19 protein-coding genes are annotated in these 23,261 nt (G+C 67.6%); 13 read left to right on the top strand and 6 right to left on the bottom strand.

Features of this window, described 5'->3' with window-relative positions; genetic code table 11:
• The first annotated feature begins 11 nt into the window (after positions 1-11).
• The 11 genes from tgt (at position 12) to ACIRDX_RS01425 (ending at position 9,071) form a co-directional block, all read left to right on the top strand.
• Entirely contained in the window at positions 12-1,175 is a 1,164-nt protein-coding gene (tgt, locus tag ACIRDX_RS01475) for a tRNA guanosine(34) transglycosylase Tgt (RefSeq protein ID WP_396623624.1), read from the top strand.
• Entirely contained in the window at positions 1,175-1,528 is a 354-nt protein-coding gene (yajC, locus tag ACIRDX_RS01470) for a preprotein translocase subunit YajC (RefSeq protein WP_396623623.1), read from the top strand. Before tgt ends, yajC begins: the two co-directional genes overlap by 1 nt.
• Before the next feature lie 6 nt (positions 1,529-1,534).
• Positions 1,535-3,100: a protein translocase subunit SecD gene (secD, locus tag ACIRDX_RS01465; RefSeq protein ID WP_396623622.1), complete on the top strand. Its 1,566-nt coding sequence runs from the start codon at positions 1,535-1,537 to the stop codon at positions 3,098-3,100.
• Between the two features lie 7 nt (positions 3,101-3,107).
• The gene (gene secF / locus ACIRDX_RS01460) at positions 3,108-4,076 is read left to right on the top strand and encodes a protein translocase subunit SecF (protein ID WP_396623621.1); all 969 of its coding nucleotides are present in this window, start codon (positions 3,108-3,110) and stop codon (positions 4,074-4,076) included.
• 133 nt (positions 4,077-4,209) lie between these two features.
• The gene (locus ACIRDX_RS01455; protein ID WP_396623620.1) at positions 4,210-4,824 is read left to right on the top strand and encodes a DUF502 domain-containing protein; all 615 of its coding nucleotides are present in this window, start codon (positions 4,210-4,212) and stop codon (positions 4,822-4,824) included.
• Between the two features lie 357 nt (positions 4,825-5,181).
• Complete coding sequence (locus ACIRDX_RS01450) at positions 5,182-5,904, top strand: energy transducer TonB (protein ID WP_396623619.1); 723 nt, start codon at positions 5,182-5,184, stop codon at positions 5,902-5,904.
• A 143-nt stretch (positions 5,905-6,047) separates the two neighbouring features.
• Complete coding sequence (locus ACIRDX_RS01445) at positions 6,048-6,728, top strand: MotA/TolQ/ExbB proton channel family protein (protein WP_396623618.1); 681 nt, start codon at positions 6,048-6,050, stop codon at positions 6,726-6,728.
• A 96-nt stretch (positions 6,729-6,824) separates the two neighbouring features.
• Positions 6,825-7,259 (top strand): ExbD/TolR family protein, encoded by a 435-nt coding sequence (locus ACIRDX_RS01440; RefSeq protein ID WP_396623617.1) that lies wholly within the window; start codon positions 6,825-6,827, stop codon positions 7,257-7,259.
• A gap of 1 nt (position 7,260) precedes the next feature.
• Entirely contained in the window at positions 7,261-7,716 is a 456-nt protein-coding gene (locus tag ACIRDX_RS01435; protein ID WP_396623616.1) for an ExbD/TolR family protein, read from the top strand.
• 98 nt (positions 7,717-7,814) lie between these two features.
• Entirely contained in the window at positions 7,815-8,420 is a 606-nt protein-coding gene (locus tag ACIRDX_RS01430) for an HAD family hydrolase (RefSeq protein WP_396623615.1), read from the top strand.
• 147 nt (positions 8,421-8,567) lie between these two features.
• Entirely contained in the window at positions 8,568-9,071 is a 504-nt protein-coding gene (locus ACIRDX_RS01425) for a YybH family protein (RefSeq protein WP_396623614.1), read from the top strand.
• A 24-nt stretch (positions 9,072-9,095) separates the two neighbouring features.
• Here ACIRDX_RS01425 and ACIRDX_RS01420 read toward each other — a convergent pair whose 3' ends face one another.
• Entirely contained in the window at positions 9,096-9,863 is a 768-nt protein-coding gene (locus ACIRDX_RS01420; RefSeq protein WP_396623613.1) for a BTAD domain-containing putative transcriptional regulator, read from the bottom strand.
• A 77-nt stretch (positions 9,864-9,940) separates the two neighbouring features.
• On the opposite strand from ACIRDX_RS01420, the gene ACIRDX_RS01415 reads away from it, so the two are divergent.
• Positions 9,941-10,090 (top strand): DUF1059 domain-containing protein, encoded by a 150-nt coding sequence (locus ACIRDX_RS01415; protein ID WP_396623612.1) that lies wholly within the window; start codon positions 9,941-9,943, stop codon positions 10,088-10,090.
• A 115-nt stretch (positions 10,091-10,205) separates the two neighbouring features.
• On the opposite strand, the gene ACIRDX_RS01410 is transcribed toward ACIRDX_RS01415, so the two are convergent.
• The 5 genes from ACIRDX_RS01410 to ACIRDX_RS01390 form a co-directional block, all read right to left on the bottom strand.
• A complete protein-coding gene (locus ACIRDX_RS01410) occupies positions 10,206-10,673 on the bottom strand; it encodes a DUF6265 family protein (RefSeq protein WP_396623611.1) in 468 nt (155 codons plus the stop codon).
• Between the two features lie 133 nt (positions 10,674-10,806).
• Complete coding sequence (locus ACIRDX_RS01405) at positions 10,807-14,187, bottom strand: TonB-dependent receptor domain-containing protein (RefSeq protein ID WP_396623610.1); 3,381 nt, start codon at positions 14,185-14,187, stop codon at positions 10,807-10,809.
• Between the two features lie 238 nt (positions 14,188-14,425).
• The gene (gene melA / locus ACIRDX_RS01400; RefSeq protein ID WP_396623609.1) at positions 14,426-15,895 is read right to left on the bottom strand and encodes an alpha-galactosidase; all 1,470 of its coding nucleotides are present in this window, start codon (positions 15,893-15,895) and stop codon (positions 14,426-14,428) included.
• Positions 15,896-16,155: 260 nt separating this feature from the next.
• Entirely contained in the window at positions 16,156-19,479 is a 3,324-nt protein-coding gene (locus tag ACIRDX_RS01395) for a carboxypeptidase regulatory-like domain-containing protein (protein WP_396623608.1), read from the bottom strand.
• 299 nt (positions 19,480-19,778) lie between these two features.
• Positions 19,779-20,783 carry a tetratricopeptide repeat protein gene (locus ACIRDX_RS01390; protein ID WP_396623607.1) on the bottom strand — a complete coding sequence of 335 codons (1,005 nt, stop codon included), beginning with the start codon at positions 20,781-20,783 and terminating at the stop codon, positions 19,779-19,781.
• 232 nt (positions 20,784-21,015) lie between these two features.
• Here ACIRDX_RS01390 and ACIRDX_RS01385 point away from each other — a divergent pair, with 232 nt between their 5' ends.
• Positions 21,016-23,199, top strand: coding sequence for a RelA/SpoT family protein (locus tag ACIRDX_RS01385; RefSeq protein WP_396623606.1), 2,184 nt, complete (start codon positions 21,016-21,018; stop codon positions 23,197-23,199).
• Positions 23,200-23,261: the final 62 nt, after the last annotated feature.

Below are 23,261 nucleotides of genomic sequence, written 5' to 3'. Positions count from 1 at the left end.
AGTATAGCCGAATGCCCGGGGCCTTCGCGTTCACGTTGACGGGCCGGGACGGGCAGGCGCGGACCGGTCTCCTGCAGACGCCGCATGGCGTCGTCGAGACGCCGGCGTTCATGCCGGTGGGCACCCGGGGGGCGGTGCGCGGGGTGACGCAGCGGGCGCTCGAGGAGGCCGGCGCCTCGATCGTTCTCGCCAACACCTATCACCTCTATCTCCGGCCCGGCGACGACCTGATCGCCGAGCGTGGCGGTTTGCATCGGTTCATCGGCTGGCCCGGACCGATCCTCACCGACAGCGGCGGGTACCAGATATTCAGCCTGGGGCCGCTGGTGAAGATCACCGAGGAAGGGGCACGGTTCCAGTCCCATCTCGATGGCTCGCGCCACGCGCTGACCCCCGAGAAGGTCGTCGACATCCAGGCGCAGCTCGGGCCCGACATCGCCATGGTGCTCGACGAGTGCCTGGCGGCGCCGGCCAGCGAGGCGGCCTCGGCGGCGTCGCTCGACCTCACGCTGCGATGGGCGCGGCGCGCCCGCGACCGTTTCCAACGCCTGCAGGCGGGGCCGGTCGACGGCGTCACCGTCTCCAATCCCGGACAGGCCCAGTTCGGCATCGTCCAGGGAGGCATCTATCCGCACCTGCGCGCCAGGAGCGCCGAGGCGCTCCAGCAGATCGGGTTCGAGTCCTACGCGATCGGCGGCCTGAGCGTCGGCGAGTCGGTGGAGACGATGTACGAGGTGGTGGGCTACACGACGCCGCTGCTGCCGGAGGACCGGCCGCGCTACCTGATGGGGACCGGCATGCCCGACGACCTGGTGGAGTGCGTCGCCCGGGGCATCGACATGTTCGACTGCGTACTGCCGACCCGGAACGCCCGCAACGGCCAGGTCTTCACGCCCGACGGCCCCCTGAACCTGCGTAACGCCCGGTTCGCCCGCGACGATCGGCCCATCGACGAGCAGTGCCCCTGCGACACCTGTCGCCGCCATTCCCGCGCCTACCTCCGGCACCTGTTCCACAACAAGGAGATGAACGCCGGGACGCTGGCGAGCGTCCACAATCTCGTCTTTTACCTTGACACCCTCCGGAGGATCCGACAGGCTATCGGTTTCGGGTTGTTCGAGCAGTTCCGACAGGATTTCCACCGCCGATTCTCCCGGACAGCCCCGAGTTCCTGATGCCCTCGCCGAGCCTGCTCGCCCGTGCGCTGGTCGCCCTTTCGGCGCCGGCCGATCCCAACGCCAGCCCGTGGCTGTCGTTGCTGCCGTTCGTCATCATCCTGGGCATCTTCTACGTGATGGTCCTGCTGCCGATGAAGAAGCGGCAGCAGAAGGTCGCGGACTTCCAGTCGGCACTGAAGGTCGGCGACAAGGTCATCACCACCGGCGGCATCTACGGCACGATCACCCGCCTCGGCGAGCAGCACGTGCAGCTCCAGATTGCCCCCCAGGTCCGCATCGACGTCGCCCGCGCGGCCGTGGGCGGCCTGCAGGGCCAGGACCCCGTCGTGCCCGATCAGGGCGTCGCGTAATCCCTCATGACAAGCAACCTTCGCTGGAAAGTGATCGCCATCCTCGTGGTGGTCGCGCTGGCCGTCGTGGCCTTCTATCCGCCCAAGGACAAGGTCAAGCTCGGCCTCGACCTCAAGGGTGGCGTCCACCTCGTGCTCCGCGTCCAGACCGACGATGCGCTGAAGCTCGAGACGGAGACGAGCGGCGAGCGCCTGCGCGACGAGTTGTCGCGGCAGGGCGTCTCGGTCGGCGCCGTCACCCCGCAGGACGTCCGCTCCTTCAGGGTGGACGGCGTGCCCGGTGACCGCGACGCCGACTTCCGGCGCATCGCCGACGAGTGGGTCGGGCAGGTGTTCGACCGCGCCTCCGGCGTCGGCGGCTCCTACACCTTCACGCTCAAGTCGGCGCAGGCCACGCGGCTGCGGCAGGAGGCGGTGGCGCAGGCGCTGCAGACCATCGAGCGCCGCGTCAACGAGCTCGGCGTCGCGGAGCCCATCGTGGCGCCGCACGGCGAGGGCGACCAGATCCTGGTGCAGATGCCCGGCGTGACCGACGTCGCGCGCGCCAAGGAGATCATCAGGTCCACGGCGCTCCTCGAGCTGAAGATCGTCGAGGATGGCCCGGCCCCGACGCGCGAGGCGCTGCTGGCGGCGCGCGGCGGCCAGGTGCCGCCCGACCTCGAGATCGTGCCGGGCTCGGCCGAGGCCGGCAACGCGGCCGGCACCGGTCCCGTGTACTACCTCGTGAAGCGGGTCGCCGGCATCACCGGCCGTGACCTCCGCAACGCGCGCCCGTCACTCGACGAGAACAACCAGCCGGCGGTCGGCTTCTCGCTCAACCAGCAGGGCGCCGACAAGTTCAGCCAGCTCACGGCCCAGAACATCGGCCGGCAGCTGGCGATCATCCTCGACGGCCGCATCCAGAGCGCGCCCACGATCGAGGGCCGCATCTACGACGAGGGCCGCATCTCGGGCAGCTTCACGCAGCAGGAAGTGCAGGACCTGTCGCTGACGCTGCGGTCCGGCGCGCTGCCGGCCAGCCTGACGTACCTCGAGGAGCGCACCGTCGGCCCCTCGCTCGGCGCCGACTCGATCCGCGCCGGCGTGATGGCCTCGGCCATCGGCCTCGGCTTCGTCACGCTCTTCATGCTGGCGTACTACAAGCTGTCGGGCATCAACGCGCTCGTCTCGGTGTCGCTGAACCTGCTCATCCTGATGGGCTTCATGGCCTACATCGGGGCCGTGATGACCCTGCCGGGCATCGCCGGCTTCATCCTCACGATCGGCATGGGTGTCGACTCGAACGTGCTCATCTTCGAGCGCATCAAGGAGGAACTCGGCGCCGGCAAGTCGGCACGCGCGGCGGTCGCGGCCGGGTTCGACCGCGTGTTCCTCACGATTCTCGACACCCACGTCGCCTCGCTGATCTCGGCCGCGTTCCTGTTCCAGTTCGGCACCGGCCCGATTCGCGGCTTCGCCACCACGCTGTTCTTCGGCTTGCTGTCCAACGTGTTCACGGCCGTGTTCGTGTCGCGCACGCTGTTCGAACTCATCCTGTCGCGTCGCCCGCAGGCCGCGAAGCTGAGCATCTGAGGGCGCCATGGACCTGTTCTCGAACACCAACTACAACTTCACGAAGTGGCGCTGGCACGCGCTCGCGGTCTCGATCGCGATCGTGCTGCTCGGCCTGGTGCAGATCGCCCGCAACGGCCTGCCGCTCGGCATCGACTTCTCGGGCGGCACCATCGTCGTGCTGAAGTTCCAGCAGCCGACCTCGGAAGAGGCGGTGCGCAAGGCCCTGACCGCCATCCCCGGTGAGAAGGTCGTGCAGCAGTACGGCGCCGCCTCGGCCAACGAGGTCCTGGTGCGCCTGCCCATGGTGCAGCAGAGCGAGCAGGGCACCAGCCTGGAGCAGGGCGCCCGGCAGGTCGTCGACGCGGTCCGCGCCGCCAACCTCGGCCAGTTCGAGACGGTGAGCACCGAGATCGTCGGGCCCGTCATCGGCAAGGACCTGCAGCGCAAGGGCGTGTACGCCACGCTCGCGAGCATCTTCGGCATCGCGCTCTACATCGCGTTCCGCTTCCGCGCCTCGTTCGCCATCGGCGCCATCGCGGCGACGCTGCACGACGTCATCGTCACCCTGGCCGTGCTGACGTTCTTCGGCTACGAACTGTCGCTCAACGTCGTCGCTGCGATCCTGACCATCACCGGTTACTCGGTGAACGACACGATCGTCATCTTCGACCGCGTGCGCGAGAACTTCCGGACGATGCGCGGGGCCTCGCTCGAGGCGCAGGTGAACATGGCCGTCAACCAGACGCTGAGCCGCACGATCATCACGGCGGGTACCACGTTCCTGTCGGTGCTGGCCCTGTACCTGTTCGGCGGCGAGGTGCTCGAGGGCTTCGCCTTCACGATGCTCATCGGCATCGTCAGCGGCACGTACTCGACGGTGTTCATCGCGTCGGCGATCGCGATCATGTTGAGCAAGAACGACGCGACGCCCGCGGCTCCTGTTGCGCGACCGGCCGCCGATCGCGCGCGCCGCCGCGAACGGCGCAACGCCTAGTCCGGCTGCCGGGAAGACCCGGCAGTCGGCATTCAGAGTTCACAGTGCGGAATGAAGAGCGGGTCGCAATGGCGCTGCCCGCCCCGCGCTCCATTCTGAATTCTGAATCCTGAATCACTCCGGAGCATCCGCCGTGTGGAGCTACCTCCGCCGACGCTTCGTGGCGGGCTTCTTCGTCACCGTGCCGCTGGCGCTCAGCCTCGCGGCCCTGGTCTGGATCTTCGGCGTCGCCGACGCGCTCACGTCGCCGCTGGTCGAGCGTGTCTTCGGGCAGCGCGTGCCTGGCCTCGGCATCGCCGCCACGGCGGCCGGCATCCTGCTGGTCGGATTCTTCGCGGCCAACGTCGTGGGCCGTCGCCTGCTGCAGCGCGGCGAGCACTACCTGATGCTCGTGCCGCTGTTCCGGTCGATCTACGCGCCGGTCAAGCAGCTCGTGTGGGCCTTCAACCCGCAGAACGATTCGGGCTTCAAGCGCGTGGTCCTCGTGGAGGAACCGCAGCGCGGCATGGTGCTGGGCTTCCTCACGCGCGAGCTGACGGTGCCCGACGACGCGGGCCGGCCGGAGGCCTGGGTGGCCGTCTACGTGCCCACCAACCATCTCTACCTCGGCGACGTCCTGCTCTACAGGCGTGCGCGCGTGCGTTTCCCGGACCTGTCGGTGGAGGACGGCGTGCGCATCTTCCTGACGGGCGGGATGGCGCTGCCGGAGGCCATCGTGGCGACTCCGCGCGACGACGCGGCGCAGTGAGGGACGACGATCGCGCGGGCCGGTGACCGCTCCGTGACAGCCGGGTTTTGACACGCATGGACGTGCGCGCATACCATCGACGGTCTGCGACCTCAGCAGGGGCGCGCGCCGGGATCCCGTCCGAGTGACGGGGTCGTGGTCAGGCGTGTGGCTCGGGCGGAGGGGGCGGGTTGCCGCGGGAAGAAAAGTTCGGCGCGGGCGTGTGCCGATTCCCGAAAACCGGTGTCCAAGAGGACATCGGTGTGCGTTGACACTGTTTTTTTGCTGTCGCTATAATCGCCGCCTCACGACGGAAGCTTTAACGAGCGTCAGAGGCGGTAGGAGGACAGGCCAGTGCCGAAAGACATGTTCGGGGATGTGGTTGAACCATCCATCAAGGTTGGTTCGCAGAAGTGGTACACGGTCCCCGTTTCGATCCTCGTCCACCTGCTGATCGTGGGTTCGGTGATCATCGTCCCGCTCATGGCGATGGATGCCCTGCCCGAGGTGTCAGGCAGCATGTCGGCGTTCGTGGGCGCTCCGCCTCCGCCGCCGCCTCCGCCGCCTCCGCCTCCGCCGCCTCCGGCGGCTGCGGCGCCGACCCCGACGCCGACCCCGACGGCCAACCCGAACGCCGCGCCGATCGAGCCGCCCAAGGAGATCAAGCCCGAGGCCCCGGCCCCGCCTGCCGCCAACGTCGGCGTGGGCGTGCCCGGCGGTGTCGAGGGTGGCATCCCCGGTGGCGCCCTTGGTGGCGTCGTGGGTGGGCTCCCGTCCGCGCCGCCTCCGCCGCCGCCGCCCCCGGCGCCGACGCAGCCGGTGCGCGTGGGTGGCAACATCGCCCCGCCGAAGAAGACCCGCGACGTGAAGCCGGTCTATCCGCAGATTGCCCAGTCGGCCCGCGTGGCCGGCGTGGTCATCATCGAGGCGACGATCGGCCCCAACGGCAAGGTGCAGAACGCACGCGTGCTCCGCAGCATTCCGCTGCTGGATCAGGCGGCCCTCGATGCCGTGAAGCAGTGGGAATACACCCCCACGTTGCTCAACGGCGTGCCGGTGCCGGTCATCATGACCGTCACGGTGAACTTTACGCTGCAGTAGGTCCCTGGGTTCCCGCGCCCTCGTGGAAGGGCGCGGAGCCTGTCACGTCAAACCACACGATCGGTCGACTGAACACGAACGAACGATGGGCGTGCTCCCTGACGGGAGCGTCCCAGGAGTCATCCCCGGAGGGGTAGAGCGCAATGGGTGATCTGAATCTGATTCACATGTGGCAGCAGATGGGCTTCGTTGCCAAGCTGGTGGCCTACATCCTGTTCTTCATGTCGTTCTGGTCGGTGGGTGTGTTCGTGGAGCGCTGGTACACCTTCTCGCAGGCGCGCAAGCAGTCCAAGCTCTACGCGCCGCAGGTGGCCAAGCACCTCAAGGAAGGCCGCCTCAAGGACGCGATCGCGCTCTCGCAGTCGAAGAACTTCCGCTACAGCCACCTGGCCAAGGTCGTGCTCGCGGGCCTGCAGGAGTACCAGTTCCAGAGCGAGAGCGGTCAGGCGCTCAACCGCGACGACCTTCTGGACACGGTCCGTCGCGCCATCCAGCGCGCCACGGCCCTCACGAGCAACGACCTGAAGAAGGGCGTCTCCTCGCTCGCGACGATCGGTTCGACGGCCCCGTTCGTGGGTCTGCTCGGCACGGTGGTCGGCGTCATCTCGGCCTTCCAGGGCATCGCGTCGACGGGCTCGGGCGGTATCGGCTCGGTGTCGGCGGGTATTTCGGAAGCGCTCGTCGAGACCGCACTCGGCCTCGTCGTGGCCATCCCGGCGGTGTGGTTCTACAACTACCTCACCGGCCGTCTCGAGTACTTCAACGTCGAGATGGACAACAGCTCGTCGGAGATGGTCGACTACTTCGTCAAGAAGAGCAATTAGGCCGGTGGGCCGGTCCTCGGATCGGCCTCTCGCCTCGGGCCCGGATGTGACGCGAGGACGCGCCGGCCAGCGCGTCCTCGTTGAGGAGAAGATGCCATGTCAATGAACTTGGGGGGCGGGAAGGGCGGCATCAAGGCCGACATCAACGTCACCCCCCTGGTCGACATCATGCTGGTGCTGCTCATCATCATGATGCTCATCGCGCCCCTGTTGCAGAAGGGCGTCAACGTGCGGCTGCCGCTCGCCGACAACACCACCGAGAAGCCGTCCACCCAGGACCAGACCGTGGTGCATGTCGACGCGCAGAAGGGCCTGTACGTCAACAACATCCAGGTCTCCGAGTCCGAGGCCGTGGACCGCATCAAGGCGGCCCTCGAAGAGAAGGCCGAGCGCGTGGTCTACCTCAAGGCCGACACCGACGCCCCCTACTCCGCCATCATGAACATGATGGACAAGCTCCGGGAGAACGGCATCGAGAACGTCGCGCTGATCACCGAGAGCCGCAAGAAGGCAGAAGGGGGAGGAGACTAGCATGTCTGCCCACAAGCACCTCGGCGCCGAGACGGTCCAAAAGGGAGAACTCCCGCAGACCAGCTCGGACATGAACGTGACGCCGCTGATCGACGTGCTGCTCGTGCTGCTCGTCATCTTCATGGCGGCGCTGCCCATGACCCAGAAGGGCACGGACATCAACCTGCCCCTGGAGACCAAGAGTGCCGAGCAGGCCACCGACAACACGCAGATCGTGTTGACGATGAATGCCGATCGCACCCTGTCGGTCAACAACCAGGATGTCCCGATCGCCGAACTCCAGACGCGGCTCACCGAGATCTTCGAGACGCGCAAGGAGAAGACGATGTTCATCCTGGGCGCGCCTACGCTGCCCTACGGCTACGTGGTGACGGCCATCGACGCCGCGGCCGGTGCCGGTGTCGACAAGGTCGGCATCGTCACCGAGGGCATGCGTCGCGGTGGCGGCGCCGACTAGGCGTCCTCCCGCGCGAACACCTCACGCCGGCGTCCGCAAGGGCGCCGGCGTTTTCCGTTTGTGGGTACTGCGGCATCGCAGCATTGGAATGTGACCACGTGATCGACGCCCTGCTCTTCGACCTCGGCAACGTCCTCATCCGCTGGGACCCGCGCAACCACTACCGCGATCGCTTCCCGACCGAGGACGCGATGGAGGCGTTCCTCGCCGAGGTCACGCCAGGCACGTGGAATCACGAGATGGACCTCGGCAAGCCCTTCGCCCAGGCCATCGCGGAGCGCACGCAACTCTTCCCCCAGCATGCCGCGCTGCTCGCCGAGTGGCAGTCCGAGTGGTCACGGATGCTCGGAGGGGCCATCGAGGAGAGCGTGGCCCTGCTGCAGGAGGTGCGCGCCGACGGCTATCGCATCGCCGCCCTCACCAACTGGTCGGCCGAGACGTACCCGAAGGCGCTGGCCCTCTTTCCGTTCCTCGACTGGTTCGAGGACGTGGTGATCTCCGGCGTCGAGGGCATCGCCAAGCCCGACCCGGCGATGTTCGCGCTCGCGCTTCGGCGCACCGGCTTCGACCCGGCCCGCACCGTGTTCATCGACGACAACCTCGCCAACGTCGAGGCGGGCCGCGCTGCCGGCATGCACGCCATCAGGTTCATCGACACGGCACAGTGCCGCGCCGACCTGCGCGCGCTGGGCGTGCGTGTGTAGTGGCGTGGCCGTGGCGCGCTCGCCCTCCTGATGCCGACAGCGCGGCGCAGTCGGCTGCCGACTGTCGCTGAGGGCGACGACCCAGCCGGCTAGAAGTCGGCAAGCAATCGCCAAGGGGGGCCGACTACCGTCAGCCAGGAGGTCTCGATGCTGACACGCCTGCTCCCGCTCCTGCTGGTCCTGCTCGCCGCGCCGCCAACGGTGGCTGGTGAGCGACAGTCGCCCACCAATCGCGACGAGGCTGCGCTGACCTCGCTCGTCGAACGCTGGACCGAGGCGCGCAGCGCCAACGATGCCGCCGCCATGCGTCCTCTGTACGCCGAGAAGGTCGACCGCGTGGTCCTGCCGAGCGGCACGCTCGAGTCCACCACTCGTGAGCAACTCATCACGTACTTCGCCGATGGCTTCAAGGGCAGCGCCAGGGGAACGCATGCCAGGACGATTGCGATCCGTCCCGTCCTGCTGTCGTCCACAGCCGCGCTTGTCGATCACATGTACGAGATGTACGGCGCCGATCGCCAGAGAATAGGCGTCGGCTTCACGACGTTCGTTGCCGTGAAGGACGGCGCGGGCTCGTGGCGCATCGCCGCGATGCGTTACGTCTCGGCGTGGCCGCAGGCGCGCGCGCCGCGTCCGGCCTCGGACAAGTGACGCGTCGCTGCGCGAGCGGCGAGGCTAGGTCCGGCTTCGGAGGATCGTGGTGAAGACGTCTGTCGTCCGCTCGGACGGCTCGGCCCCGAGTTCCTCGCGGAACAGCCGTCGGCATCGCGCGAACACGCGCAGCGCCTCGGCCCGGTTGCCCGCGGCGGCGTGGGCCCGCATCAGCGCCTGACACGCCACTTCGTCGAAGGGCTCTGCGTCGAGCGCCTCCGTCGCGTGCTGGATGCCCAACTGGTGCTCGCCCGTGGCCGTGCTCACCACCGACAGCACGATCGACGCGCGGCGCCAGATCCGTTCGAGCCCCGCGCGCTCGCGCACGACCCACGCCGCCTCCTCCATCGCGAGGAATGGCTGGCGCGCGAGCACGGCAGCGACATTGGCTGCGGCCCAGGCCGCGGGCAGGTCCTCGCGTCGCAGCGCGCCCTCCGCTGCGTCGAGCGACTTCCTCGCCTCCTCGACGTCAATCCAGCCGTGCGGCAGGGACAGATGCAGCGAGCCCGATTCGGTCACCACGCCGGCCGGCGGTAACAGGCCCACACGTCTGGTCGCCGTGCGCAGCTTGCTGATCACGACGTTGAGCGACGCGTCGACCGACGGTGGTGGATGGTCACCCCACAGGGCACCGATCGTTTCGAGCCTGGACGCGGGGCGCGTGCGTCGGGTCCCCAGGAATCCCAGTAGCAGGCGGCTCTGGGCGCTGCCGAGCGCCGAGTCGCGAAGCACGAGCGAGCCGCACTCGATCGTCACGCGCCCGCACAGGTACAGGCGCACGACAGGAGCCACGGGTCCGGCGGCGGGCGTCAAGGTTTGCACAAGGTCCTGGAAATCAGCGTGACTATGATACCGGCCAGGAGGAACCCATGACGAAGATCATCCAGTGTCCGTGCGGCGTCGTGATCGAGGGTCGCGACGATGAGGATGTGGTGACGCAGGCGCAGGAGCATGCGCGCGAGGTGCATCAAATGGAGCTCAGTCGCGAGCAGGCGCTCGCCATGGCGCGCCCCGCCTGACGGCGCGCGGGAGTACGCGGGACGCGGACCGGAGGGGCATCGCCCCGAGGTTCGCGTCGGCGCGACCGGCCCCAGCCGCCGCCGCGCCGCGCGACCAACCCTGACGCGTCAGCGGCTACTTCGGCGGCGTCCCGCTCTCACACGGGACGCGCCGGAACGCGAGGTCGAACCCGCGTGGTCCGTCCTTCCCCGGGCCCTCGACGCGTGCCGTGAACGCCGCGTCGCCCGTGCGCGTGTAGATGATGCGCTGGGGGAAGTCGTGGGCGAGGTTCTCGACCGTGAAGCCCGTCGCGCTCGTGGCCGTGGAACGGAAATCCGTCTCGCGCTGGCCGGCCGGCATCGCCGTGTAGACCAGGGCCTCGCCGTCCGCGCGGATGCGCAGGTGCTCGAACGCACGCGCCTGGCCCGCCACGATCGTTCGACCAGCCCCGATCATGAGTCCGCCGTCGGCCGGCATCCACATCTCGGCGACGACCCGGGAGCCCGCCGTGCTTTGCCAGCATCCACCCAACCACGCCACTCGATCGAGCGGCGGTTGCGCAGCCGTCAGGACCGCAACGCCTGCGAGCAGCAATGTCAGCATGGCGCTCGAATGTACACGACGTCGCACGTCCAGGGCGGCGTTCTGTCCCTGCCCAGTGCGCGCCTGACACTGAGCAGGGACGAACGCCCTGCGGCGCCCCCCGTCGACGTCCCGGCCCGCCAGACGGCCCTGCTCAGAAGTCGAACTTCACGGCGAACTGCATGCTGCGGTTGTCGACCACGGTCGAGGTGATGCGGCCGACCGTCGGCGAGCCGATCGAGGCATTCGGGAAGCCGAAGCCCGGGTTGTTGAACAGGTTGAAGGACTCGATGCGGATCTGGGCGTTGGCCCGGCCGCTGAACAGGAACACGCGCTTGGTGAGCGAGAGGTCGACGTTCAGGTGGCCGGGAGCGTAGAGCACGCCACGGCCGACGTCTCCATACGTGTTGGGCGGCGGCGCGACGAAATCGGCAGGGTTGAACCACAGGTTCACGCTCGGCTCGTCGAGCCTGCCCGAGCCCACCCGGTTGGGCCAGCTCGGCGCGCCGTTGTTGACGCCCACGGCGAGGTTCACGTTGAACGGTCGGCCGGTCGTTGCCGTGACGATCGTGCTCGCCTGCCAGCCACCGACGATGGCGCTGAGCAGTCCGCCCTGATTGAGCCAGGGCCGGTTGGGGCCCCACGGCAGCTCGTACACCGAGCTGATCACGGCGCGATGCCGCACGTCGAAGCCCGAAGGCCCCTTGCCGGCGTTGAGGTTCGTGACCGTCTGCGGGCCGCCGGTCTGGCCGCCGCCGCTCGCCGCCGACCCGCCGTAGTCCAGCGACTTGCCCCACGTGTACGAGAACAGCAACTGGAACCCATTGGCATAGCGCTGGTTCACGCGCGCCTGCAGCCCGTGGTACGTCGAGCGGTTGCGCGGATCGCACTGGATCAGGTTGTTCATGTTCGACAGTGGCTGGATCAGGCGCCGCGATGGCTGTGACCCCGTGCCCGGCTGCACCTCGTTCGGGTTGTAGCAGAAGAGCAGGTGCGTCCCCTTGCTGCCGATGTAGCCGACCTCGGCAACGACTGGTCCGAACAACTGGCGCTCGACCCCCAGGTGCCACTGTTGCGCGTAGGGCGTCTCGTTCTCGAACGAGTGGCCGAGGACGCGTGGGTTGGCGGCGTTGAGTTCGGCGGTGGTCTGCGGCTTCAGTTGCACCACCGCCGGGAACGGGTCGGCGATGGTGCGTACGTTGGCGAAGTTGACCGGGTTGACCTCGGGGTTGACGTTCTGCGAGATGGTGTACGGCACCTGCTGCCCCAGCAGGTTCGAGGCCGACGCCGCGATGGGGAAGTACGTGATGCCGTACCCGGTCCGCAGGATGGTGCGGCCGTCCTCCGAGAGCAGGTAGGTCACGCCCAGCCGCGGCGCCAGGTTCGTCGTCCGCGTCTTCAGGTTGACCGTCTCGCTCGCTCCATTCTCCCCGGCGTAGATCAGTCGCAGGTTCGTGGGATCGAAATTGACCAGCCGATTCTGTTCCTCGGTCGGTGCCGTGAAGACCTCGTAGCGCAGGCCGGCGTTGATGGTCATGCGGTTGCTGACCTTGAAGTCGTCCTGCACGAAGGCGCCGTGCTCCTGCGTGCGCATGTCGTACGGCTCGATCAGGAACCCGCGTGCCGCACCCGTCATGTAGCCCGTGAGCAGCGTGGCCAGGCCCGTGCCGCCGGCGTTGGTGACCGGGTTGTTGGTGAAGTTCCGGTTGAAGGTGAGCGTGCCGCGCGTGTCGGTGTTGGTGAACGGCGAGACGAACCGATCCACCAGGCGGTAGCCGAACTTCAGCGAGTGCCGCCCCTTCATCCAGTTCAGGCTGTTCTCGATCTGCCAGTGCGTCTGCTTGGGGTTGACGGGCAGGAACGCAGGGCCGCCGCTCAGGCCGGTGAAGTCCTGGACGTTGATGTTGGGCAGGCCGGTGGTGAACTCCGTGATGTTGATGCCGCGGATGCCCAGCGACGTCGCCGACTGCCGCCCGAAGTCGGACTGGAACGTGAACGGCACGGTGCGCGCGAAGCCGCCGCGCAGTTCGTTGACGAGCGTGTTGGTGATCACGCGCGTGTAGTTGACGCCCGCCCCCTGCGTCTTCAGCCGCGTGTTCTGGATGCCGGCCACGTAGGGCCCGAGGTCGAAGCGGGCTGCCGCCTCCGCCGGTGTCTCGAGACAGCAGGCCGCCTGCCCCTGCGGCGCATCGAGCTTGAAGCTGCCCCAGTTGTAGCGGAAGAACACCGAGTCGCGCTCACCGAATCGGTGATCGACGCGGAAGGAGATGTTGTCGTCCGTGGAGACACGATTGGCGGTCGTGACGTAGTTGTCGAAGTTGCCGGCCTGGTTGGGCAACGGGTAGATGCTGGCGACGTTCAGCCCGACGGGGTTGAGGCGGTCGGCCGGGATGACGTTGCCCGGGAACGGGTCGCGCAGGAACTGCGGGTTGGTCAGGCTCACCGGCCTCGAGCTGTCGAAGGCCGGATTCAGGCGCGTCGTCAGCGGGTCGTAGATCGCGATGAGGTTGCCACTGCGATCGCGGAAGTTGCTGAAGTTGCCGACGCGCGTCTCGGCGGTGGGGACGGTGTTGACGAACGCCAGGCCGCGTGTCTCGCGCAGGCCGGCGTAATCGAAGAAGAAGAACGTGCGGTTGCGGAACACCGGGCCGCCGACGGCGCCGCCGAACTGGTTGCGATCGAGCGGCGGCTTGGGCGCCGGCGCCTTGGCCGCGAAGAAGTTGCGCGCGTCGAACTTCTCGTCGCGGTAGAACTCGAAGACCGTGCCGTGGAACTGGTTGCTGCCGGACTTGGTCGACACCGACACCACGCCGGCGCCGCGGCCGAACTCCGCCGAGAACACGCCGGTCAGCACCTTGAACTCGCGCACCGACTCGACCGACGGCGTGATGATCACGGTGTTGAACGTGTACTCGTTGTTGTCGATGCCGTCGATCAGCCAGCCGTTGGTGTTGGCCTGGTGGCCGAGCGCGTTGAAGTTCGAGGCGCCGCGCGGGTTGAACGTGCTGGCGCCCGACAGGTTCTCGCCGGCCTGGCCAGGCGTCACGCCTGGCACCAGGTACACCAGCGCGGCGAAGTTGCGCGCGTTCAACGGCAGTTCCCGGATGGCCTTCTCCTCGACGGCCGCCCCGACCTCCGAAGACTCCGTGCGCAGCAGCGGTGCGCTCGCCACCACGACCGTCGTCTCCTCGAGCCCGCCCACCTCGAGGACCGCGTCGACGCGCCCGCGCTGGTTCACCTCGAGGGCGATGCCGGCGCGCGACCACTTCTTGTAGCCCTGCATCTCCACCTCCACGGTGTAGGTGCCAGGGTTGAGGAATGGCGCGGTGTACGAACCGGCCGCATCCGTCGTGAACGTCGTCCGCGTCCCTCGACGCTCGTCGACGATGGTGACGATCGCGCCGGGCACGACACCGCCGCTGTCGGTGACGGTGCCGAGCAGGGTGCCCGTCGTGACTTGCGCGGTAGCGAGGCGGCCGCCGAGGACCGCGCAGAACAGGACCAGACTGATGGCGAAACGGACCGCGAGCGACATCGCGCCTCCATGGGACACAGCTCGACCACGCGCATCGGGCTGACCGGTGGGAGGCTCGGCACAGCCACTCGCACGCACGACGGCCGCAGGCGCGGTGAGCGCCACGGGCCGCGACGGATTCAGGATGCGCAGAGGATGCTCCCGAAGCCGCAGCCTGTCAACAGGCAACGCCCGAGCGGCCCGACTGGCGACTCCCCGACTCCCCGACTGCCGACTGCCGACTCCCGACTGCCGTTCCCTATTCCGTCTTCGTCGACAGCAGCGCGCCGAATCGCTGGTGAATCGCCAGCGCAGGGTCGAGCGGCACCTCGACGGGCCGGACGTCGGGAGGGATGACGATCGTCGGCTTGGGAGAGATGCGACGGCCCGCGAACTGTGGCAGCCATGCGCGCTGCGCCTCGAGCATCGCCGTGGCCATCTCGCGGATCTCCTTCAGCGTGCACACGGCGCCCGTCAGCGGGTCGAGCGCCAGCGCATGCACCACGTGCTCAGGGTCGCCCGACAGCGCCGCCTCCGCCACCAACTGCTGCACCAGCACGTTGGTCGTGCAGGCGGCCGCGCACTGCGGCGGCAGCGCGCCCACGCGCGTCGGGTGCAGCCCGGTGTCGTCGGCAAACGTCGGTACCTCCACGCAGGCGTCGCGCGGCAGGTTCTCGATGTAGCCGTCGTTGTACACGTTGCCCATGAACCGGAACGGGCGCCCCGTGACGACGGCTTCCATGATCCAGGAGCAGTACTCGACGCTGCGACACTCGCACGCCGTGTCCTCGAACTCGAGCGGATCGACCTTCGCGTACTTGTCGGCCATCGCCTTGCCCCAGCGGTAGTACGCCCCGCTCTCGCCGCCGAACGCCGGCTCGTCGCAGTAGAGCGCGAGCGCGTCGGCACGCGCGCGGAACCACGGCACGTACTCGCTCAGGTGCCCGGTCGACTCCGTCATGAAGTAGCCGAAGTGCCGGAACACCTCGCCGCGGACCTTCTCGTTCTTGTAGTACTCGGGTCGCTCGAACTTCTCGCGCAACTCGGGATACAGGTCGCGTCCCCGGTGTTCGAGGCGCAGGAACCAGTCCATGTGGTTGATGCCGCCACACGTCCAGGTGATCTCGTGCTTGTCGGCGATGCCGCAGTAGCCGGCGATCAGGTCGAGCGTCGTCTGCACGCCATGGCACAACCCGACGAACGGCACACGGGTGACGCGTCCGAGTGCGAGGCAGTTGGCGGCCATGGGGTTGGCGTACTGGAGCATGATCGCGCCCGGGCGCGCCACCGCCTCCATGTCCCTGGCGATGTCGACGAGCACGGGGATGTGGCGCAGCCCGCGGAACACGCCGCCCGGCCCCAGCGTGTCGCCGATGCACTGGTCGACGCCGTATCGCAGGGGCACCTCGTAGTCGATGGCGTAGGCGTCGAAGCCACCCACCGCGATCATCACCACCACGAAGTCGGCGTCGCGGATGGCCTCACGGCGGTCCGTCGTCGCCGACACCGTGGCCGAGAGGCCGTTGTCGCGGATCATGCGGTTGATGAAGGCCTCCATCCGCCGCAGCTTCGGCTCGGTCGGCGACATCAGCACGATGTCGCTGTCGCGCAGCGCCGGCGTGGCGAGGATATCGGCCGTGAGGGTCTTGCAGAACACCACGGAACCGGCCCCGATCATCGCGATCCGTGGCCGGCGTGCGGTGAGGCGGGCGGGGGCATAGGTCGGCATGCGCCGGAGTATAGTGCGCCCGCCTTCGCCAAGGCTCCGGCGGGGCGAGCCCGACGCTCAGCGAATCGTCACTGACCGTCGGGCAAGCCCGACGGCTACACGAGTGAGGGAGACGGACGCCCCGACGTTCCGGCATCGCGGCTTGCCCTGAGCGCAGTCGAAGGGCATCGCGGCATTACCAGCGCAGCTCCACCAGACAGAAAAGGGCCGTCGCCCCCGGTCGGGAGCGACGGCCCTCGAGTGCTGCGATGCTGCGCGAGCTAGAAGCGGTACATCAGCATGATCTGGAAGCGGTACACGTCGCCGAGGCCGGCCGTGGGCTCCAGCGACTTGGTCATCAGCTGGTTGTTGATGACGCGCAGGCGGTACTGCGCGCGGCCCTGCGCGTCGAACGTGCCACCCTGGGCGGCCGTCGGCACGACGAGGGGCTGGTTGTTGATGACACGCTGGCCGACGCCCCAGTCCTCGTTCAGCAGGTTGCCGAAGTTGAGGATGTCGGCGCGCACCGTGAAGGTGTGGCGGCGACCCTTGATGTTGACGAACAAGTCCTGAGCGATGCTCACGTCCATGCGATGGACCATCGGCAGGAAGATCGCGCCGCGCTCGGCGTACTGGCCGCGCCGCGTGCTCAGGTAGTTGTCCTGGGCGATGAACGCATCCCAGGCCGCCGCCTGCTCGGCAGCCGTGAACGTGATGCCGTTGGCCGTGAAGGGCTGGAAGTTCATCTCCCCCACGTTGCGCGCCACGTAGTACAGGTCGTTGCTCGTGCCGCCGTCGCCGTTCAGGTCACCCGCGAAGGTGTAGGTCGTGGCGCCGTTGGTGCGCGACTCCCAGAACGCCGAGAACGTCGTGCCGCCGAAATTGAAGTACTCGAACGAGTACGAGCCGGTGAGGAAGAAGCGGTGGCCCGGCGAGCCAGCCGCGAAGCCGAGACCCGGGTTGTTCGGGTCGCCCGGGTGGGCGTTGCCGTTCCACGAGCCGAAGGCGATGGAGCCAGGGTCCACGGTGTTCTTCGCCTCGCCGTAGCTGTAGGCGCTCTTGATGAAGCCGCCACGGAAGTTCTTGGCGAGGGTACCGGCAAGGTTCCATGAACGGCCCACGTTCTGGTTCTTCAGCACGACCGCGTTGGAGACATTGCTGTAGATGCGGTTGCTGGTGTAACGGGGCCGCGCGTCGACGCCGGTGAACGCCGCCTGCGCCGCGGGCAGGTTGGCGTTGATGTAGTACACGCCGTTCACATCGGCGTTGTAGATGTACTCGGCCGTGCCGATCAGGCCGAACGGCAGGCGCTGGTCGATGGCGATGTTGGTGCGCCAGAGCTGCGGGAACTTGAAGTCGGGATCCGTCAGCGCGAGCTCGTAGCTCGACGCTGGTGCGCCCGTGACGTTGGCCGGCTTGTAGGCGTCGGGGTTCGGGTTGAACGGGCGACTGGTGACGTTGTTCAGTTCCTCGAAGCCGGTGAGCACGCCGGTGTTGCCGATCTGGTTGGAAATCCACACGTAGGCCGGCCGGCCGGTGAAGATGCCCGTGCCGCCCCGCACCTGCGTGTTGCGGTTGCTGTCAACGCCCCAGTTGAAGCCGACGCGCGGCGACCAGAGGATCTTCGGATCAGGCAACTTGCCCGTCTGGTACTGGACCGCCGAGCCGTCCTCCTCGCGGAAGGTGAGCGCGTTGGCGACGGTGTTGTCGTAGCCCGTGTCGCCGAAGCTGGGCACGTCGAGGCGGAGGCCCGCCGTGATCTTCAGGTTGTCGCGCACCGCCCACTCGTCCTGCGCATACGCCCCGGCGTAGAGCACCTCGAGCGGCTGGACCGGCTTGGTCTGGCCGGGGATGTTGCTCCAGCGCACCTGGAAGCGGCGGAGGTTGACCGGCGACGACGTGCGGTTCGGGTTGGCGAGGTAGTCGCGCGCGTCGGTGTAGAAGTCGGCGAGCGAGTTGTACGAGTAGACGCTCTGCGACCCGGGAAAGAAGACGTTCTCCGACTCGTAGCGCTCCAGCGTGCCGCCGAAGGTCAGCGTGTGGTTGCGCGCGAACTTCGTGAAGCTGTCCTGCACCTGGAAGGTGTTGTAGCGGAGCTCGTTGTTCGGCGTGAACGGCTCGAAGCCGAACGAGGTGTACGTGGTGCCGGCGTCGAGGATGTCGACGAGCGGGAACAGCATGCCATCACCGCGCACCGACCGGCTCTCGTCCTGCTTGGTGTAGCCGACGATCAGCGAGTTGGCCATCGTGTTGCCGAACGTCGCGTTCCACTCGCCGATGCCCGACCGGATGTTTTCCTTGATCTGGTAGTTGGAGTTCTGGAAGTTCAGCGCCTGCGTGCTGGTGCGGCGGTTGCCGAAGCCGAGCGACGCGGAGTTGGACGCGAGCACGTCGGTGAGCGAGTCGAGGTGCGTGTACCGGAACGTGAACTTGTTGCTCGCGTTCAGGTTGTAGTCGCCCTTGACGAGGTAGCGACGGGCCGGCGTCTCGTGCTCGTAGCCCGTGTACGGGCCGGTCTGGTAGCTGAAGTTGGACGACAGGAAGTTGCTGAGGTTGTCGAGGTCCGACTGCAGCACGCGCGTCATCGCGCCACCGACGGTCGCGCCGCCCGGGTTGGCCAGGAACGTCGTGCCGGGCTCGGTCAGCGCCTCGTCTTCCATGTTGAAGAAGAAGAACGCCTTGTTCTTCCAGATCGGGCCCGACACCCAGCCGCCGGTGTTGGCGAACTCGAACTTGCCCACCGGCACCGTGTTGGCGCCGGCCTTGGTGCCCACCATGCTGTCGTCGCGGAACTGGCGGTACAGCGAGCCGCGGAACTGGTTGCCGCCGCTGCGGGTCACCGTGTTGATGCCGGCGCCCACGAAGTTGCCCTGGCGCACGTCGAACGGCGCGACGTTGACCTGGATCTGCTCGACCACCTGCGGCGAGATCGGCGCGACGCCCGTGCGGTCGCCGGGCGCGCCGCCCAGGCCGAACGAGTTGTTGAAGTAGGAGCCGTCCACCGTGATGTTGTTGAGGCGGTTGTCCTGCCCGACGAACGACGACCCGCTGGCCTGCGGCGTGAGGCGCGTGAAGTTCTCGAGGCGGTTGCTGACGTTCGGGAGCGACTGGATCATGTCGCGGTTCACCGTCGTCGCCGCGCCCGTGCGCTGCGTGCTGAACACCGTGTCGGTCGACGCCGTCACGGTGACGGTCTCCTCGACGGCGATGTCCTTCACCGTGATGTTCACGTCGGTCGTCACGCCGAGGTTCACCGTGACGTTCTCGTTCGTGTACGGCTCGAAGGCGTTGCCACCGCCGACGTAGGCCACCGTCACCACGTACGGCCCGCCGACGCGCATGTTCGGCATGAAGTACCGGCCGTCCTGGCGTGTCGTCGTCTCGTAGTTGGTGCCCGACGGGGTGTGGATGGCGATCACGCTCGCGCCCGCCACCGGCGCGCCCGTCGCGTTGGTCACCACGCCACCCAACGAGCCGGTCGTCACGCCCTGCGCGGTTGCCTGGCGCGTGGCACCGACCAGAGCCAGGACGGTCGCCAGTGCCAGCACGGGCACCCGCCACCACGAGTTGCGCACACCGCGCATTCGCTGAAACGCACTCACCATGAATCTCTCCTACGTGCCCGCCGACCCTGGGCGGTGCCGGACTGACCTGCGGGAAGGAACCCCGGCCGAGACCGGCCGGTACGTCGACGCGCCCTGAGGAGCGGGCGGGGAATCTAGACCGCCTGACAGGCTAGCAACCGGATGTTTCGCTGGCGTAAACAGATGAAGCACGAAGGGCGCCGCGCGCGGTGCCCGGCGGCGGCAGGAGGGGAGGAGCGAGATCCGCGAGGCGAACAAAAAACGGGGGGCGACGCCCATGGCGCCACCCCCCGTCGGGTCCTGCGGGGCCGGAGCCCGGACTACTCGGACTTCTTCTCGCCCTTGGCCTTGGCAGCCGCCTCGGCAGCCTCGGCCTCGCCCTGCAGGCGGTTGCGCGTCTCGATGGCCTTGTCGCGCAGCGCGTTGGCTTCCTTGAGGAGCTCCTGCTGGCGCGCCGGGCTCTTCTCGACGAGCGCCTGCTGGCGGAGCAGCAGGTTCTTCATGACCAGCGCCTCGACGTAGTCGCCCTTGATCTCGATCGCCTTGCTGGAGGCGTCGAGGCCGCGCTTGATGTAGTCGACCTTGGTGGCCGGCTTGAGCGTGTAGTCCTTGCGGACCTTCTCCTCGAAGTAGCCTGCCACCGTGTGGTAGGCCTCGGGGTTGTTCGGCTCGAGCTGGATGCGCGTCTGGAAGGCTTCCATCGTCTTGTCGAAGTTGCCCTGGCTGTTGTAGAAGCCGGCGAGCTGCAGCTGGACGTCGACGCTGTTGGGCGCCGCTTCCTTGGCCTTCATCAGCATCTGCTCGGCCTCTTCCATGCGTCCCATGTCCTTGTACAGCTTGGACAGGCCGAAGTAGTTGTTCACGTCCTTCGGGTCGAGGGCCACGATCTGCTGGCCGACCTCGAGCGCCTGGTCCGGCTTGTTCAGCTTTTCCGGGCCGTACAGGCCCACGAGGTACTCCAGGCTGCGCTTCTTGAAGGTCGCGCCCTGCCCCTCACGGGACGCCGGGTCGATCTGCTCGTACGCCAGCTTGTAGTACTTCTCGGCCTCCGGCAGGTGCGCGTCGTTCTCGGGCTGCCCCTTGCGCGTGAACTTGAAGGCGTTGTCGTGGGAATTGGCGAGGTAGAAGTAGGCGTAGGGGCGGTACTCGAAATCGTACTGCACCGCCTGCTCCAGCTCCTCGATCGCCGTGCGGTAGTTCTGCTGTTGGTACGCGCCGATGCCGTCCTTGAACGACATCTGGGCCGTCACCTTCCCGCAGGCGGTCAGGGAGAGGCTCAAACCGGCAATGGCCATGAGCCGGACAATGGTCAACCGCGTCGACATCGATCTACTCCTTGCACGCCCGCTCGATGCGGGTGCTCGCGGACCCGGAACCCGGTGTGCCTGTGCGTCAAGCATGAGGACGGGAATCGGCCGCGCCAACGCCAACCAGGTCGATTCCAGGCGGAAAATCATGGCGAGTATAAAGACCGCCTCTGCAACGGTCAAGGCGGGCCGTGGGCTATGATCCGCCTGCGTGCCCTGTTCGTGTAACGACGCTTAGACACCGCCCCCCATGATTCGGTTCGAGGACCTGGTCGACAAGGTCCGCAGCTACAGCCCCGACGCCGACCTCGAACTGCTCCGGCGGGCCTACGTGTTCTCCGCCCGGGAGCACAAGGGGCAGGTCCGCCACTCCGGCGAGCCCTACCTGGTCCATCCCCTGGAGGTCGCCAACCTCCTGGCCGACATGCGCCTCGACGCGGTGGCCGTCGCCGCCGGGCTGCTCCACGACGTCGTCGAGGACACCCTCACCTCGATCGAGCGGGTCGCCGAGCTGTTCGGCCCCGAGGTCGCCCACGTCGTCGAGGGCGTCACCAAGCTCTCCAGCATCCCGTTCTCCTCCAAGGAGGCCCAGCAGGCCGAGAACTTCCGACGGATGTTCCTGGCCATGGTCGACGACATCCGCGTGATCCTGGTCAAGCTGGCCGACCGGCTCCACAACATGCGGACCCTCGGCCACGTGCCCGACGAGAAGCGCGAGCGCATCGCCAGGGAAACCCTCGACATCTACGCCCCGATCGCCAATCGCCTCGGCATGAGCAAGGTCAAGAACGAGCTCGAGGAGCTCTCGTTCAAGGCCCTCGAGCCCCGGGCCTACGAGGAACTGCGCGACAAGGTCGACCAGCGGCGCCGCACCACCCAGGGGCTCATCGAGGAACTGCGCAGCACCATCCAGGCCAAGCTCGCCGAGGCCCAGGTCCCCGTCGTCTCCATCGATGGCCGCATCAAGCGCCTCTACAGCATCTTCCTGAAGCTCCGGCGCCAACGCATCGACCTCGACCAGGTCTACGACCTCGTCGCCCTCCGCGTCGTGGTCACCAGCGTCAAGGACTGCTACGCCGTCCTCGGCATCGTCCACCAGACGTGGCAGCCCGTCCCCGAGCGCATCAAGGACTTCATCGCGATGCCCCGGCCCAACGGCTACCAATCGCTCCACACCTCGGTGATCAGCGATCGCGGGCTGCCGTTCGAGATCCAGATCCGCACCGAGGAGATGCACCGCGTCGCCGAGGAAGGCATCGCCGCCCACTGGAAGTACAAGGAGGGGCGGGTCGGCGCCCAGCGCGACGAGCAGTACTTCAAGTGGCTCCGCCAGCTCCTCGAGTGGCAGCAGGACGTGCGCGACCCGCACGAGTTCATCACCAGCCTGAAGATCGAGCTCTACCCGGAGGAGATCTACTGCTTCACCCCCGGTGGCGAGCTCAAGGAACTGCCCCGCGAGGCCACGATCGTCGACTTCGCCTACGCCGTGCACACCGACGTCGGCCACCGGTGCGTCGGCGGCCGCGTGAACGGCAAGATGGTGCCGCTCCGCCAGGTGCTCAAGAACGGCGACATCGTCGAGATCCTCACGCAGGGCGGCCACAAGCCGAGCCGCGACTGGCTGGCCTTCGTCAAGACCTCGCGCGCCAAGAACAAGATCCGGCACTTCATCCAGCTCGAGGAGAAGACCCGGTCGGTCGAGCTCGGCAAGAAGCTGTTCGAGAAGGAAGCGCGACGCTTCGACATCAACCCGAAGAACATCCCGTCCGAGGCCTGGCAGCGCGTGTCGGTCGACTCGGGGATGCAGAAGGTCGACGACCTGCTCGCGGCCGTCGGCTGGGGCAAGCTCACGGCGCGCCTCCTGCTGTCCAAGCTGGTGCCGCTCGAGGACCTCCAGGAGAAGCCGCCGGAAACCGGCCTGCTGGCCACGGTCAGGAAGGTGCTGCGGCCACGCTCGGGCCAGGACAAGATCCGCGTCCGCGGCGCCGACGACCTGCTCGTGTTCCGCGCCAAGTGCTGCAACCCGATCAAGGGCGAGAAGATCGTCGGCTACATCACGCGCGGCAAGGGCGTGTCGGTGCACTCGGCGTCGTGCCGCAACGTCACCAACCTGATGTACGACCCCGAGCGCCGCATCGACGTCGAGTGGGACACGGGCGACGACCCGAGCGCCCCCTACACCGTGCGTCTCAACATCCAGGTCGAGGATCGCAAGGGCATGCTCGCCGCGATCAGCAGCCAGGTGTCGGCGATCAACACCAACATCCGCACGATGGAAGCCACCACCTCACAGGAGCAGGGCTTCATCGACATGACCGTGGAGATTCAGGACGTGAAGCACCTCGACAAGGTGATTCGCGCCGTGAAGGGCATTCCCGGGGTGCTCGCCGTCGACCGGACGGGCGGGGGGCGGACGGAGGAAAGAGCCTCGTAATTCGAAATTCGACATTCGAAATTCTCGGCGGCTCGGCCTTCGCTCGCACGCGGGGGACCGCG

The organism is Luteitalea sp. (assembly GCF_044337415.1).
Taxonomy (GTDB): domain Bacteria; phylum Acidobacteriota; class Vicinamibacteria; order Vicinamibacterales; family Vicinamibacteraceae; genus Luteitalea.
This window is presented reverse-complemented; position numbering and strand designations above follow the sequence as displayed.

Bases quoted from the DNA above. Each gene is read 5' to 3' on its own strand.
- ACIRDX_RS01435 (WP_396623616.1), top strand. From the start codon at position 7,261: ATGTCTGCCCACAAGCACCTCGGCGCCGAGACGGTCCAAAAGGGAGAA.
- ACIRDX_RS01445 (WP_396623618.1), top strand. From the start codon at position 6,048: ATGGGTGATCTGAATCTGATTCACATGTGGCAGCAGATGGGCTTCGTT.
- ACIRDX_RS01425 (WP_396623614.1), top strand. From the start codon at position 8,568: ATGCTGACACGCCTGCTCCCGCTCCTGCTGGTCCTGCTCGCCGCGCCG.
- yajC (WP_396623623.1), top strand. From the start codon at position 1,175: ATGCCCTCGCCGAGCCTGCTCGCCCGTGCGCTGGTCGCCCTTTCGGCG.
- secF (WP_396623621.1), top strand. From the start codon at position 3,108: ATGGACCTGTTCTCGAACACCAACTACAACTTCACGAAGTGGCGCTGG.
- melA (WP_396623609.1), bottom strand. From the start codon at position 15,895: ATGCCGACCTATGCCCCCGCCCGCCTCACCGCACGCCGGCCACGGATC.
- ACIRDX_RS01405 (WP_396623610.1), bottom strand. From the start codon at position 14,187: ATGTCGCTCGCGGTCCGTTTCGCCATCAGTCTGGTCCTGTTCTGCGCG.
- tgt (WP_396623624.1), top strand. From the start codon at position 12: ATGCCCGGGGCCTTCGCGTTCACGTTGACGGGCCGGGACGGGCAGGCG.
- ACIRDX_RS01440 (WP_396623617.1), top strand. From the start codon at position 6,825: ATGTCAATGAACTTGGGGGGCGGGAAGGGCGGCATCAAGGCCGACATC.
- ACIRDX_RS01410 (WP_396623611.1), bottom strand. From the start codon at position 10,673: ATGCTGACATTGCTGCTCGCAGGCGTTGCGGTCCTGACGGCTGCGCAA.
- ACIRDX_RS01395 (WP_396623608.1), bottom strand. From the start codon at position 19,479: ATGGTGAGTGCGTTTCAGCGAATGCGCGGTGTGCGCAACTCGTGGTGG.
- secD (WP_396623622.1), top strand. From the start codon at position 1,535: ATGACAAGCAACCTTCGCTGGAAAGTGATCGCCATCCTCGTGGTGGTC.
- ACIRDX_RS01390 (WP_396623607.1), bottom strand. From the start codon at position 20,783: ATGTCGACGCGGTTGACCATTGTCCGGCTCATGGCCATTGCCGGTTTG.
- ACIRDX_RS01385 (WP_396623606.1), top strand. From the start codon at position 21,016: ATGATTCGGTTCGAGGACCTGGTCGACAAGGTCCGCAGCTACAGCCCC.
- ACIRDX_RS01415 (WP_396623612.1), top strand. From the start codon at position 9,941: ATGACGAAGATCATCCAGTGTCCGTGCGGCGTCGTGATCGAGGGTCGC.